The organism is Citrobacter sp. ANG330 (genome assembly GCF_047467925.1).
Classification (GTDB): Bacteria; Pseudomonadota; Gammaproteobacteria; order Enterobacterales; family Enterobacteriaceae; genus Citrobacter_A; species Citrobacter_A amalonaticus_G.
Map to the genome: position 1 here is coordinate 116,273 of NZ_JASJUI010000007.1, position 13,906 is coordinate 130,178.

General features: G+C 55.2%; 14 protein-coding genes. 7 read left to right on the plus strand and 7 right to left on the minus strand.

What is annotated here, in order from left to right:
* The first annotated feature begins 203 nt into the window (after nucleotides 1-203).
* The 4 genes from lldP to trmL are packed head-to-tail and all read left to right on the plus strand — an operon-like array spanning nucleotide 204 to nucleotide 4,332.
* Nucleotides 204-1,859 carry an L-lactate permease gene (gene lldP / locus QNN88_RS16190; protein WP_414241119.1) on the plus strand — a complete coding sequence of 552 codons (1,656 nt, stop codon included), beginning with the start codon at nucleotides 204-206 and terminating at the stop codon, nucleotides 1,857-1,859.
* Nucleotides 1,856-2,632: a transcriptional regulator LldR gene (lldR, locus tag QNN88_RS16195; RefSeq protein ID WP_414241120.1), complete on the plus strand. Its 777-nt coding sequence runs from the start codon at nucleotides 1,856-1,858 to the stop codon at nucleotides 2,630-2,632. The genes lldP and lldR overlap by 4 nt, the downstream gene beginning before the upstream one ends.
* Nucleotides 2,629-3,816 (plus strand): FMN-dependent L-lactate dehydrogenase LldD, encoded by a 1,188-nt coding sequence (lldD, locus tag QNN88_RS16200; RefSeq protein WP_414241121.1) that lies wholly within the window; start codon nucleotides 2,629-2,631, stop codon nucleotides 3,814-3,816. Before lldR ends, lldD begins: the two co-directional genes overlap by 4 nt.
* Nucleotides 3,817-3,855: 39 nt before the next feature.
* Nucleotides 3,856-4,332, plus strand: coding sequence for a tRNA (uridine(34)/cytosine(34)/5-carboxymethylaminomethyluridine(34)-2'-O)-methyltransferase TrmL (trmL, locus tag QNN88_RS16205; protein WP_414241122.1), 477 nt, complete (start codon nucleotides 3,856-3,858; stop codon nucleotides 4,330-4,332).
* Nucleotides 4,333-4,410: 78 nt separating this feature from the next.
* Here trmL and cysE read toward each other — a convergent pair whose 3' ends face one another.
* From cysE to QNN88_RS16230, 5 genes are all read right to left on the minus strand, one after another.
* On the minus strand, nucleotides 4,411-5,232 hold the full coding sequence (gene cysE / locus QNN88_RS16210) for a serine O-acetyltransferase (RefSeq protein WP_414241123.1): 822 nt from the start codon (nucleotides 5,230-5,232) through the stop codon (nucleotides 4,411-4,413).
* Between the two features lie 79 nt (nucleotides 5,233-5,311).
* Entirely contained in the window at nucleotides 5,312-6,331 is a 1,020-nt protein-coding gene (gpsA, locus tag QNN88_RS16215; protein WP_414241124.1) for an NAD(P)H-dependent glycerol-3-phosphate dehydrogenase, read from the minus strand.
* The gene (gene secB, locus QNN88_RS16220; RefSeq protein WP_003024155.1) at nucleotides 6,331-6,798 is read right to left on the minus strand and encodes a protein-export chaperone SecB; all 468 of its coding nucleotides are present in this window, start codon (nucleotides 6,796-6,798) and stop codon (nucleotides 6,331-6,333) included. Before secB ends, gpsA begins: the two co-directional genes overlap by 1 nt.
* 62 nt (nucleotides 6,799-6,860) lie before the next feature.
* Entirely contained in the window at nucleotides 6,861-7,112 is a 252-nt protein-coding gene (gene grxC, locus QNN88_RS16225; RefSeq protein WP_012908148.1) for a glutaredoxin 3, read from the minus strand.
* A 32-nt stretch (nucleotides 7,113-7,144) separates the two neighbouring features.
* Complete coding sequence (locus QNN88_RS16230; protein ID WP_414241125.1) at nucleotides 7,145-7,576, minus strand: rhodanese-like domain-containing protein; 432 nt, start codon at nucleotides 7,574-7,576, stop codon at nucleotides 7,145-7,147.
* 246 nt (nucleotides 7,577-7,822) lie between these two features.
* Between QNN88_RS16230 and gpmM the strand changes: the two genes are divergently transcribed.
* From gpmM to QNN88_RS16245, 3 genes are read left to right on the plus strand one after another with little or no spacing between them, the layout of a single operon-like run.
* Nucleotides 7,823-9,367 carry a 2,3-bisphosphoglycerate-independent phosphoglycerate mutase gene (gene gpmM, locus QNN88_RS16235; RefSeq protein WP_414241126.1) on the plus strand — a complete coding sequence of 515 codons (1,545 nt, stop codon included), beginning with the start codon at nucleotides 7,823-7,825 and terminating at the stop codon, nucleotides 9,365-9,367.
* 9 nt (nucleotides 9,368-9,376) lie between these two features.
* Entirely contained in the window at nucleotides 9,377-10,660 is a 1,284-nt protein-coding gene (envC, locus tag QNN88_RS16240; RefSeq protein WP_414241127.1) for a murein hydrolase activator EnvC, read from the plus strand.
* A gap of 3 nt (nucleotides 10,661-10,663) precedes the next feature.
* The gene (locus QNN88_RS16245) at nucleotides 10,664-11,623 is read left to right on the plus strand and encodes a divergent polysaccharide deacetylase family protein (RefSeq protein ID WP_414241128.1); all 960 of its coding nucleotides are present in this window, start codon (nucleotides 10,664-10,666) and stop codon (nucleotides 11,621-11,623) included.
* Here QNN88_RS16245 and QNN88_RS16250 read toward each other — a convergent pair.
* Nucleotides 11,610-12,644 (minus strand): glycosyltransferase, encoded by a 1,035-nt coding sequence (locus tag QNN88_RS16250; RefSeq protein ID WP_414241129.1) that lies wholly within the window; start codon nucleotides 12,642-12,644, stop codon nucleotides 11,610-11,612. The two genes, QNN88_RS16245 and QNN88_RS16250, sit on opposite strands and share 14 nt — an antisense overlap.
* Before the next feature lie 236 nt (nucleotides 12,645-12,880).
* Nucleotides 12,881-13,906 carry an L-threonine 3-dehydrogenase gene (gene tdh / locus QNN88_RS16255; protein WP_414241130.1) on the minus strand — a complete coding sequence of 342 codons (1,026 nt, stop codon included), beginning with the start codon at nucleotides 13,904-13,906 and terminating at the stop codon, nucleotides 12,881-12,883.

Sequence of the window (13,906 nt, forward strand, 5' to 3'; positions counted from 1 at the left end):
CCAATTCCCCTTCGTTACGACCACTGGTTCACAATTCATTAATTTCGACCTACACTTCCGTTGCCAATAAATAACATTTGATTAACTATTCGTTGTCATTATCCCTACACAACAATATTGGCAGGACCACTTTTACACAGAATGTGACGACGAGATGAGCACAGACTCATTGCAATTTGTGTGTGGCCCTCAGGAGACCTGCAATGAATCTCTGGCAACAAAACTACGATCCGGCCGGTAATATCTGGCTTTCCAGCCTGATCGCATCGCTCCCGATTCTCTTTTTCTTTTTCGCGCTGATTAAGCTCAAGCTGAAAGGCTACGTTGCCGCCTCATGGACGGTGGTTATCGCGCTGGCCGTGGCGCTGCTGTTCTACAAAATGCCGGTGGATCACGCGCTGGCTTCGGTGGTGTACGGTTTCTTCTACGGCCTGTGGCCGATTGCCTGGATCATCATCGCCGCGGTGTTTGTCTACAAAATCTCAGTGAAAACCGGGCAGTTCGACATCATCCGCTCGTCCATACTGTCAATTACTCCCGACCAGCGTTTGCAGATGCTGATTGTTGGCTTCTCGTTCGGCGCTTTCCTCGAAGGGGCCGCAGGATTCGGCGCACCGGTGGCCATCACCGCCGCGCTACTGGTAGGTCTCGGCTTTAACCCGCTGTATGCCGCCGGGCTGTGCCTGATCGTCAATACGGCGCCGGTCGCCTTTGGTGCGATGGGCATTCCGATTCTGGTCGCCGGCCAGGTGACCGGGCTGGACAGCTTTGAAATCGGTCAGATGGTCGGCCGCCAGTTGCCGTTCCTGACGATTATCGTGCTGTTCTGGATCATGGCGATTATGGACGGCTGGCGCGGCGTGAAAGAGACCTGGCCCGCGGTGATGGTGGCAGGCGGTTCATTCGCTATTGCTCAGTACCTCAGTTCTAACTTTATTGGCCCAGAATTACCGGACATTATCTCCTCGCTGGTCTCGCTGGTTTGTCTGACCTTGTTCCTGAAACGCTGGCAGCCGGTTCGCATCTTCCGTTTTGGCGATATGGGCGCATCACAGGTCGATCAGACGCTGGCACGCACGAACTATAGCGCCGGGCAGGTTGTTCGCGCCTGGTCGCCGTTCCTGTTCCTGACCGCCACGGTGACGGTATGGAGCATTCCGCCGTTTAAAGCCCTGTTCGCTCCCGGCGGTGCGCTGTACGACTGGGTGATTAACATCCCGGTTCCGTTCCTCGACAAACTGGTTGCCCGCATGCCGCCCGTGGTCCACGAAGCCACCGCCTATGCGGCGGTGTATAAATTTGACTGGTTCTCAGCGACCGGCACCGCCATCCTGTTCGCCGCGCTGCTGTCTATCGTCTGGCTGAAGATGAAGCCTTCCGCCGCCATTCAGACCTTCGGCAGCACGCTGAAGGAACTGGCGCTGCCGATTTACTCCATCGGGATGGTACTGGCCTTTGCGTTTATCTCCAACTATTCCGGGCTCTCCTCGACGCTGGCGTTAGCGCTGGCACACACGGGCAGCGCCTTTACCTTCTTCTCGCCGTTCCTCGGCTGGCTGGGGGTGTTCCTGACCGGTTCAGATACCTCTTCTAACGCGCTTTTCGCCGCCCTGCAGGCGACCGCCGCCCAACAAATCGGCGTGTCCGATGTGCTGATGGTGGCAGCGAATACCACCGGTGGCGTCACCGGCAAGATGATTTCGCCGCAGTCCATTGCTATCGCCTGTGCGGCGGTCGGACTGGTCGGCAAAGAGTCGGACCTGTTCCGTTTTACCGTCAAACACAGCCTGATTTTCACCTGCATGGTGGGCGTGATCACCACGCTTCAGGCTTACGTCTTAACCTGGATGATTCCATGATCGTAATGCCCAGACGCCTGTCAGACGAGGTTGCTTCTCGTGTGCGGGCGCTGATTGAAGAACAACAGCTGGAAGCGGGCATGAAATTGCCCGCCGAGCGCCAGTTAGCGGTACAGCTCGGCGTGTCGCGCAATTCCCTGCGTGAGGCCCTGGCGAAACTTGTCAGCGAGGGCGTGCTGCTCAGCCGTCGCGGCGGCGGCACGTTTGTCCGCTGGCAGCATGAGGAGTGGTCTGAGCAAAACATCGTTCAGCCGCTCAAAACCCTGATGGCCGACGATCCGGATTACAGTTTCGATATCCTCGAAGCCCGACACGCGATTGAAGCCAGCACCGCCTGGCATGCGGCGATGCGCGCCACCACCGCGGACAAAGAGAAAATAAAACTCTGCTTTGACGCCACGCTCAGTGAAGACCCGGATCTCGCTGCACAGGCTGATGTCCGTTTTCATCTGGCCATTGCCGAAGCCTCGCACAACGTGGTGCTGTTACAGACGATGCGCGGATTCTTCGACGTGCTGCACTCGTCAGTGAAACAAAGCCGCCAGCGCATGTATCTCGTCCCGCCGGTCTTTTCCCGACTGACGGAACAACATCAGGCCGTGATGGACGCCATTCTCGCGGGCGACGCCGATGGCGCACGCAAGGCAATGATGGCGCATCTCAGCTTCGTCCATACCACCATTAAACAATTTGATGAAGACCAGGCCCGTCAGGCGCGTATCACCCGTCTGCCCGGCGAGCACAATGACAATGTCAGGGAGAACAAAACATGATTATTTCAGCCGCCAGCGATTACCGCGCTGCCGCCCAGCGCATTCTGCCGCCGTTCCTGTTCCACTACATCGACGGCGGGGCGTATGCGGAATACACCCTACGCCGTAACGTGGAAGACTTATCGGAAGTGGCGTTGCGCCAGCGCGTACTGAAGAACATGTCTGATCTCAGCCTGGAAACGACGTTGTTTAAAGAGAAACTGTCGATGCCGGTGGCGCTGGCGCCGGTCGGACTGTGCGGCATGTATGCCCGTCGCGGTGAGGTGCAGGCCGCTGCCGCTGCCGATGCAAAAGGGATCCCGTTTACCCTTTCCACGGTTTCCGTTTGCCCTATTGAAGAGGTCGCTCCGACGATTAACCGTCCGATGTGGTTCCAGTTGTATGTTCTGCGTGACCGTGGATTTATGCGTAATGCGCTGGAACGGGCGAAAGCGGCAGGTTGCTCAACGTTGGTCTTTACGGTGGATATGCCAACGCCGGGCGCACGCTACCGTGATGCCCACTCCGGCATGAGCGGCCCGAATGCTGCGCTGCGTCGCTACTGGCAGGCGGTCACCCATCCGCAGTGGGCATGGGATGTCGGTTTGAACGGTCGACCACACGATCTCGGCAATATCTCCGCTTACCTCGGCAAGCCAACCGGGCTGGAAGATTACATCGGCTGGCTGGCAAACAACTTTGATCCTTCGATTTCATGGAAAGACCTTGAGTGGATCCGCGAATTCTGGGATGGCCCGATGGTGATCAAAGGGATCCTCGATCCGGAGGACGCCCGTGATGCGGTTCGTTTCGGCGCCGACGGAATTGTGGTCTCTAACCACGGTGGCCGTCAGTTGGACGGCGTGCTCTCTTCTGCGCGCGCTCTGCCCGCCATCGCCGACGCGGTGAAAGGTGATATCGCTATTCTGGCCGACAGCGGCATTCGTAACGGACTGGATGTGGTGCGTATGATTGCGCTGGGTGCGGACACCGTTTTGCTGGGCCGTGCGTATCTGTACGCGCTGGCGACGGCAGGTCAGGCGGGAGTGGCAAACCTGCTGAATCTGATCGAGAAAGAGATGAAAGTGGCCATGACGCTGACTGGCGCAAAAGCCATCACCGACATCAGCAAGGATTCCCTGGTCCAGGAAATCAGCAAGCTCCCTGCCGCACTGGCGCCGCTATCGCAAGGTGATGCGGCGTAATGAAAGTGCTATTCTGCCCTCCGTCATTAAGGGGGCAGCATGCTTAACATCGTCTTATTTGAACCAGAAATCCCGCCGAACACGGGTAACATCATTCGCCTTTGTGCCAATACCGGTTTTCGTCTGCACATTATTGAGCCGATGGGCTTTACCTGGGACGATAAGCGCCTGCGCCGTGCCGGTCTGGATTATCATGAATTTACCGCCGTGGTTCGCCATCATGATTACGCTGCGTTTCTCGACGCCGAAAAACCGCAGCGCATGTTCGCGCTGACGACCAAAGGCACGCCAGCACACAGCGCCGTAAGCTACCAGGACGGTGATTATCTGATGTTTGGTCCGGAAACGCGCGGTCTGCCAGCCAGCATTCTCGACGCCCTGCCCGCTGAACAAAAAATACGTATTCCGATGATGCCGGACAGCCGCAGTATGAACCTGTCGAATGCGGTATCGGTAGTGGTGTACGAAGCCTGGCGCCAGTTGGGGTATCCTGGCGCAGTCTTGCGCACACTTTGAATTGTCGGATGGCGGCTGTCGCCTTATCCGACTTACGGTTTTGTAGGCCCGGTAAGCACAGCGCCACCGGGCAAGAGATTAAATACCGTCGCCATACTCGAACGTGTGATGTATCCCGTTGAAATGCTGATCCATATCCATTGACGGCTTATCGCTGTCTGGCTTACCGACAATGCGCGCCGGGACGCCAGCGGCGGTGGTATGCGGCGGAACGGGTTGTAACACCACGGAACCGGCGCCAATTTTCGCCCCACGTCCGACTTCAATGTTGCCGAGGATTTTCGCCCCCGCGCCAATCATCACGCCTTCACGAATTTTCGGATGGCGATCGCCGCTGGTTTTACCGGTACCGCCGAGGGTGACCGACTGCAGAATCGACACATCATCTTCGATTACCGCTGTCTCACCGACCACAATACCCGTAGCGTGGTCGAGCATGATCCCACGACCAATCTTTGCCGCCGGGTGAATATCCACCTGGAACGTCACGGAGACCTGGTTTTGCAGGAAGATAGCCAGCGCGCGGCGGCCTTCATTCCATAACCAGTGACCAATGCGGTAGGCCTGCAGGGCATGAAAACCCTTCAGGTACAAAAGCGGAGTGGAGTATTTATCGACCGCCGGGTCACGCGTGCGGACGGCCTGAATATCACAGGCTGCTGAGGCGATCATTTCCGGGTCTGCCGCGTACGCTTCTTCGACCACTTCACGGATAGCAATGGCGGGCATAATGGGCGATGCCAGTTTGTTCGCCAGCATGTAGCTCAGCGCACTGCCCAGATTCTCATGCTTGAGTAGCGTTGCGTGGTAAAAACTGGCCAGCATAGGCTCACAGTCTGCCAGAGCGCGGGCTTCGGATTTTATATTGTTCCAGACGATATCCAGTTCTTCACACGGCATTGCGGACTCCAGGTAATGAGGCTAACGACCGGCCCGTTCTTCGCGGGCCGGGTCATTTTTTAAAAACGGATCCTTGAGACTAGTGGCTGCTTCGCTCATCCTTGCGTGCACGACCTAATAACGTCAATGCTGCCTCGCGCGCGTTTTTTCCGCAATATAATACTTGATAAATTTCCTCGGTTATTGGCATTTCGACACCAAAACGGTGCGCCAACTCGCGAACTTCTTTCGTATTGCGGTAGCCTTCAACCACCTGTCCAATCTTATCCTGCGCGCCTTGCACATCCATGCCCTGACCGAGCATCATGCCAAAACGGCGGTTGCGCGACTGGTTGTCGGTACAGGTCAGCACCAGATCGCCTAACCCGGCCATTCCCATAAAGGTCTGGGGATCGGCACCCAGCGCTGCGCCCAGACGCGACATCTCTGTCAGGCCACGGGTAATTAGCGCAGTACGGGCGTTAGCGCCAAAACCAATGCCGTCAGACATTCCCGCACCAATCGCAATCACGTTCTTCACCGCGCCGCCCAACTGGACGCCGATGAAATCCGGATTACTGTAAACGCGAAAGCTTTTGCCGCAGTGCAGCAGTTGCTGTAGGTCGTCAGCAAAGGTGTCGTCAGTGGAGGCCAGGGAGATGGCCGTTGGCATGCCTGCCGCCAGCTCTTTCGCGAACGTCGGACCAGAAATCACCGCCAGCGGGATTTTATCGCCCAGCGCTTCACGGGCAACGTCCTGCAACAGGCGCCCCGTCTCTGCTTCCAGCCCTTTGGTTGCCCAGACCAGACGCGCGTCAGGACGCATCAGCGGTTTAATCTGACGCAGCACCTCGCCAAAGACGTGGCTGGGCACGACCACCAGAATATCGCGGCTGGCCGCCAGCGCAGTGGCTAAGTCGCTTTCGAGGCGTAACGTATCGGGGAAAGGCACATCCGGGAGGAACGCGACGTTGCAGCGATCGTGCTCAAGGGTCGCGATATGTTTAGGATCGTGGCCCCACAGGACAACCTGGTGGCCATTTCTTGCCAGGGTGATGGCAAGAGCGGTGCCGTACGAGCCGGCACCGATCACAGTCATTGAAGCATTACTTTGGTTCATCAGGCATCCTGATGTTCTTCAGTACCTTCGCCAGCCTGCTGCTGTAAATAGTTCATGAACAGCGCATCGAAGTTAACCGGCGCAAGGTTCAGTTGCGGGAACGTACCACGTGAAACCAGGCTGGTGATGCATTCGCGGGCATACGGGAACAGAATGTTCGGGCAGTATGCGCCCAGGCAATGCGCCATCTGGGTGCCTTCGATTCCGCTGATAGAGAAGATACCGCCTTGCTGAACTTCGCACAGGAACGCCGTTTCTTCACCGAGGGAAGCCGTTACGGTAACACGCAGCACCACTTCGTATACGTCATCTGCCAGTTGGGTAGATGCTGTATCCAGATCAAGTTTAACCTCTGGCTGCCAATCTTTCTGGAAAACATGCGGCGCATTTGGCGCTTCGAAAGAGACATCTTTGGTGTAAATACGCTGGATCTGGAAAGCCATTTCGGTGTTATTTTGTTCTGACATGTGTAGAAAACCCTTTAGTGTTGTCCTTAAATAGCGCTTGATGCCAATAACATGGCCCAGCGTTAGCTCAGCAGGGGATCAAGTCCACCACGCGCATCCAACGCATACAAGTCGTCACAGCCGCCAATGTGCTGTGCATCAATAAAAATCTGCGGAACCGTCGTACGACCACTGCGCTTGATCATCTCTTCACGCTTCACGGCGTCGCCGTCAATCGGGAGTTCCTGGAAACTCACACCCTTGCTGTTTAACAGCGCCTTCGCACGATGGCAAAACGGGCAGGTTGCTTTGGTATAGATCTCGATGTTGGCCATACTTATCTCCAAATTCGTTTACGTCGGGAATATTATTTCCCGCGAACCAGCGGCAGGTTCTCGCCGCTCCAGCCTGCAACACCTTCTTTCAGCACAGACACTTTCTCAAAGCCCGCTTTGATCAGCGCATTCGCCGCTTCCTGGCACTGCATACCGGAACCATCAACTACGATCACCGGTTTGTCTTTGTGCTTGTCCAGCTCGCCTACGTTATTGGCTTTAATTTCGCTCGGCAGCAGATTAACAGAGCCTGCGATATGACCTTTACGGAAATCGTCACGCTGACGTAAATCGACGATCACGGCGTCTTCTTTGTTAATAAGACGCGTGGCTTCGCCACGAGTGATGACCTTAACTTTTGACGTCAGGCCCTTAAACGTGGTGAACAAAACCGCCACCAGTAACGCAATCCAGGCGATACTCAGTATGGGATGGCGACCAACAAATTGCATAATTTCTTGCATGGGGGGTAACAACTCCCGACTCAGTGATTAAAAAAACCAGGACAGGAGTATACCTGCGCGTTGGCGCAAATACAGCCAGCGCGTGCAATGGATTGCATTTTTGCGGGGCACTACGGAAAAAAAAGTGCAAATCGGAGCCATCCAGGAACCACCCTGCCCCATTCTTTGATCTTCTGAGGCTATTTTATCGATTCAGCTGTAGTAAAATTACGCAATTATTTTGTCTCTTGAGTGTGAGGTTTCGCAATGTCGGTTTCTAAAAAACCTATGGTACTGGTGATTCTGGATGGCTATGGCTACCGTGAAGACAGCCAGGATAACGCCATTTTTACTGCCAAAACCCCGGTTATGGATGCACTGTGGGCAAAACGCCCGCATACCCTGATCGATGCTTCCGGTCTGGAAGTGGGCCTGCCCGATCGTCAGATGGGTAACTCCGAAGTCGGTCACGTTAACCTGGGCGCGGGCCGCATCGTGTATCAGGACCTGACCCGTCTGGACGTTGAAATTAAAGAACGCACTTTCTTTGCTAATCCCACGCTGACCGCAGCCGTTGATCAGGCGAAAAACGCCGGTAAAGCCGTGCACATCATGGGCTTGCTCTCTGCCGGTGGCGTTCATAGTCACGAAGATCACATCATGGCGATGGTTGAACTGGCTGCTGAACGTGGCGCAGAGAAAATCTATCTGCACGCCTTCCTCGACGGTCGCGATACGCCGCCGCGCAGCGCTGAATCCTCCCTGAAAAAATTCGAAGACAAATTTGCCGCACTCGGCAAAGGTCGCGTAGCGTCGATCATTGGTCGTTACTACGCCATGGATCGTGACAACCGTTGGGATCGCGTGGAAAAAGCGTATGACCTGATGACGCTGGCGCAGGGTGAATTCCAGGCCAATACCGCCGTGGAAGGGCTGCAGGCGGCCTATGCGCGTGATGAAAACGATGAATTCGTCAAAGCGACTGTGATCCGTGCTGCAGGTCAGGCCGATGCCGCGATGGAAGATGGCGACACGCTCATTTTCATGAACTTCCGTGCTGACCGTGCGCGTGAGATCACCCGTGCGTTTGTTAACGCTGACTTTGACGGCTTTGCGCGTAAGAAAGTGGTTAACCTGAACTTCGTGATGCTCACCGAATACGCGGCCGACATCAAAACCGCGGTGGCCTACCCACCAGCCTCGCTGGCGAACACATTTGGCGAGTGGATGGCGAAGAATGACAAAACCCAGTTGCGCATCTCCGAAACCGAAAAATACGCCCACGTCACCTTCTTCTTCAACGGCGGCGTTGAAGAACCGTTCACCGGTGAAGATCGCATTCTGATCAACTCGCCGAAAGTGGCGACCTACGATCTGCAGCCGGAAATGAGTTCCGCTGAGCTGACCGAAAAACTGGTTGCCGCTATCGAAAGCGGAAAATACGACACCATCATCTGTAACTATCCGAACGGCGACATGGTCGGTCATACAGGCGTGATGGAAGCGGCTGTTAAAGCGGTTGAAGCGCTGGACCACTGTGTTGAGCAGGTCACGAAAGCGGTTGAATCCGTTGGCGGCCAACTGCTGATCACCGCAGACCACGGCAACGCCGAGCAGATGCGCGATCCGGCAACAGGCCAGGCGCACACCGCGCATACTAACCTGCCGGTTCCGCTGATTTATGTCGGCAACAAACAGGTGAAAGCGGTGGAAGGCGGCAAACTTTCCGATATCGCGCCAACCATGTTGACGCTGATGGGCATGGAAATCCCGCAAGAGATGACTGGTAAGCCGCTGTTCATCGTGGAATAATCCCTCCCCATGAGGGGAAAGGCGATGAATACCAAAGCCGGGGCCATGAAAACAAAGCGGTTTTCAGTCAGGCCCCTGATTTACGCCAGCGTGGTGAGCGCTGGCGTATTGTTGTGCGCCTTTTCCGCCCACGCGGATGACCGCGATCAACTTAAATCCATTCAGGCGGATATCGCCGCCAAAGAACGTGCCGTTCGTCAGCAACAGCAACAGCGTTCAGGCCTGCTTGCGCAATTGAAGGCGCAGGAAGAGGCCATCTCCGCCGCCGCGCGCCAGTTACGTGAAACGCAGAACACGCTTGCGCAACTCAATAAGCAAATCGATGAGATGAATGCCTCCATCGCGAAGCTGGAACGACAAAAAGCCAACCAGGAACGCAGCCTTGCTGCGCAGCTGGACGCCGCCTTTCGTCAGGGTGAACACACCGGTATTCAGCTTATCCTCAGCGGTGAAGAGAGTCAGCGCGGCCAGCGTTTACAGGCCTACTTCGGTTATTTAAACCAGGCGCGTCAGGAGACCATTAGCGAGTTGAAGCAGACTCGTGAAGAAGTCGCAGCGCAGCGTGCCGAACTCGAAGAGAAGCAGAGCCAGCAACAGACGCTGCTCTATGAACAGCGCGCCCAACAGGCGAAGCTCGAACAGGCGCGTAACGAACGTAAGAAAACCCTCGCCGGTCTGGAATCTTCCATTCAGCAAGGTCAGCAACAGCTCAGCGAGCTGCGCGCTAACGAATCCCGTCTGCGTAACAGCATTGCTCGCGCCGAGGCAGCCGCCAAAGCCCGTGCTGAACGCGAAGCGCGCGAGGCGGAAGCGGTACGTAATCGTCAGAAAGAGGCCACCCGCAAAGGCACCACCTACAAGCCCACAGACAGCGAGAAATCGCTGATGTCGCGTACCGGCGGCCTGGGTTCGCCACGCGGCCAGGCATTCTGGCCCGTTCGCGGTCCGACGCTGCATCGCTATGGCGAACAACTGCAAGGTGAGCTACGTTGGAAGGGGATGGTTATCGGTGCGTCTGAAGGCACTGAAGTGAAAGCCATTGCCGATGGTCGCGTCATTCTGGCTGACTGGCTGCAGGGATACGGACTGGTCGTCGTCGTTGAACACGGCAAGGGCGACATGAGTCTTTATGGCTACAACCAGAGTGCGCTGGTCAGTGTCGGTACGCAGGTTCGCGCCGGCCAGCCGATTGCGCTGGTAGGTAGCAGCGGGGGTCAGGGTCGACCGTCGCTCTATTTCGAAATTCGTCGCCAGGGTCAGGCCGTCAATCCACAACCGTGGTTGGGAAGATAAGTTTTGCCTCAATTTCGTCGTACCGTTCTTTCATTCGCCAGCCTGCTGGCATTCGCCTCCCCTGTTTTTGCCGGCAAACTCGCCATCGTGATCGACGATTTTGGCTATCGTCCGCATTATGAAAATCAGGTCCTGGCGATGCCGTCCGAAATCTCCGTCGCCGTGTTGCCGAACGCGCCTCATGCCCGCGAAATGGCGACTAAAGCGCATAACAGCGGCCATGAAGTACTGATCCATCTGCCGATGGCTCCGTTGAGTAAACAGCCGCTGGAGAAAGACACTCTGCGCCCGGAAATGAGCAGTGATGAAATTGAGCGAATTATTCGCGAGGCGGTTGGCAAAGTTCCTTTCGCGGTGGGGCTCAACAACCACATGGGCAGCGCGATGACCTCCAGCCTGTTTGGTATGCAGAAAGTGATGCAGGCGCTGGGACGCTACGATCTCTATTTTCTCGACAGTATGACCATCGGCAACAGCCAGGCGATGCGTGCCGCATCCGGGACCGGTGTGAAGGTGATTAAGCGGAAAGTGTTTCTCGACGACACGCAAAACGAGGCGGACATTCGCCGCCAGTTTACCCGTGCGATTGATCTGGCGCGCCGCAACGGTTCGGCCATCGCGATAGGCCATCCTCATCCGTCAACGGTGCGTGTTCTGCAGCAAATGGTGTATCACCTGCCAGCCGACATCACTCTTGTCCGCCCGAGCAGTCTGCTCAATGAGCCGCAGGTGGATACCTCCACGCCGAACCTGACGCCGCCAAAAACTATCGACGCGCCGCGAAATCCATTCCGCGGCGTGAAGGTGTGTAAACCGAAGAAGCCGTTAGAACCTGTCTACACCAGCCGGTTCTTTAGCGTATTAAACGAAAGCATCAGCCAGAGTACGCTGGTGAACTGGTTTCAACATCAATGGCAAGGCTGGGGAAAAGCGCCCCGCGATACTACCGCTAACCCAGATTAAGCGCTTTACGCGCAGTACGATGGTGCGAACGCGTCTTGTCGCGCCATTGGTACAATCTCACGGACCACAGTAACGTCTGATACGCGACTTTTGCGCTGCGCACGTTCATCAGCATACGTTTATACATCCCCGAGGTAAAAATCTCGGCGATCATTCGCTGGCGCGTCAAAATATCCGGCTCTTTGCGCACGGAATGACAAACACGCAATGCTTCATACGTTATTTGTTGATGAAATTCCGGATAAATCGTAATCCGGTCGGCATAATTGCGGTTCAGCTTTTCTAATAAGCGGGTGATTTTAATGTAATGCCGCTGATAATTCAGATTTTTATTACCCTGACGTTTCAGTCGGCTGACAGAATTGTGATGCAGGAAATACTTATACAACGATTCTTCGGTATAACGGGCACGTAGCACGTTAAACATAAACTCGGTAGTCCACACAATATCCTGATGATGCAAGCCAGGAATAAAGCGAATATTATTCTTTTCAATCACCTCACGGCGATAAACCCCCATCCATACCACGTGGGTCCAGCGGCGAGAAGAGAGCGCCATACGCAGCCAGTCCGGGCCGGTTAATACGCCGGTCGAGCGGATACGGTCTGTCGGAATAGATTGCCAGGTCACGCCTGTATCGCGTTCGCTCCAGTCGGCATTGCACTGCGCAACGTCCAGATTGTCTTCCAGCGCCATCGTCATCAGCGTTTCGTACATGTGCGGATAGACGAGATCATCCGCATCGACAAACGCAACGTATTTGCCGGTTGCGACGTCCATTCCCCGGTTACGGGCCACCGATGCCCCGGCATTCGCCTGGTGCAACAGTCGTACATGAGGATAGTTTTCGGCGTAATACTTTGCGATATCAACAGAATTATCCGTTGACCCGTCATTGACAATAATAATTTCCAGGGCAGTCCATGTTTGCGCGATGAGCGATTCCATGCAGGCTTTAAAATCATTACCCGCATTATATAACGGGATAATAACACTGAGTCTGTTTGTACTGTTCATCATAATAAATTACCGAATGCCTTTGAAGTTATCCGCCTTTTTACAGCCTTTGTATTAAGAAACGATTAAGGCTGATAATAATATTTGTAAAGGTTCCAGGAGACTTCAGCGTAGGGGCATCAGATAAACAGCAATATAAGACTACGGCGCAATTACGAATTATTTATGACAATGACATTTCTTTACAGCTTTCCGGATATTCCTGAGGAAATAAGGCCGGATTTTCCGGCCTTTTCTGATTAATTCCAGCTGAGAATGACTTTCCCGGACTGGCCTGAACGCATGGCGTCAAAGCCTTTCTGGAACTCATCAATCGAGAAGCGGTGGGTGATGATCGGCGACAGATCCAGACCAGACTGAATCAGCGCGGCCATCTTGTACCAGGTTTCGAACATCTCGCGGCCGTAAATGCCCTTAATGAACAACCCCTTAAAGATGACCTTCGTCCAGTCGATAGACATGTCGGATGGCGGAATTCCCAGCATCGCAATGCGGCCACCGTGGTTCATGGTGTCGAGCATCGTGCGGAAAGCTGGCGGCGCACCGGACATCTCCAGGCCGACATCAAATCCTTCAGTCATGCCCAGTTCTTCCATCACGTCCGTCAGGCTCTCTTTTGATACGTCGACTGCGCGGGTGATGCCCATCTTACGCGCCAGCTCAAGGCGGTACTCATTCACGTCGGTGATTACCACGTTGCGTGCGCCCACATGCTTCGCTACCGCCGCCGCCATGATGCCGATAGGGCCAGCTCCCGACACCAGCACGTCTTCGCCGACCAGATCGAACGACAACGCCGTATGCACCGCATTGCCAAACGGGTCAAAGATGGAGGCCAGATCGTCAGAGATATTATCCGGAATTTTGAACGCGTTGAACGCCGGGATCACCAGGTATTCTGCGAAACAGCCCGGACGGTTCACGCCCACGCCCGTGGTATTACGGCACAGGTGCGTGCGTCCGCCACGACAGTTGCGACAGTGTCCGCAGGTAATATGGCCTTCCCCGGACACGCGGTCACCGATCCTGAAGCCTTTCACTTCCTGACCGATACCGACCACTTCGCCAACGTACTCATGGCCGACGACCATAGGAACCGGGATGGTTTTTTGCGACCATTCATCCCAGTTATAGATGTGAACGTCAGTGCCGCAGATGGCTGTTTTACGGATTTTAATCAGCAGATCGTTGTGGCCGACTTCCGGTTCCGGAACGTCGGTCATCCAGATGCCCTCTTCCGCTTTCAGTTTGGATAACGCTTTCAT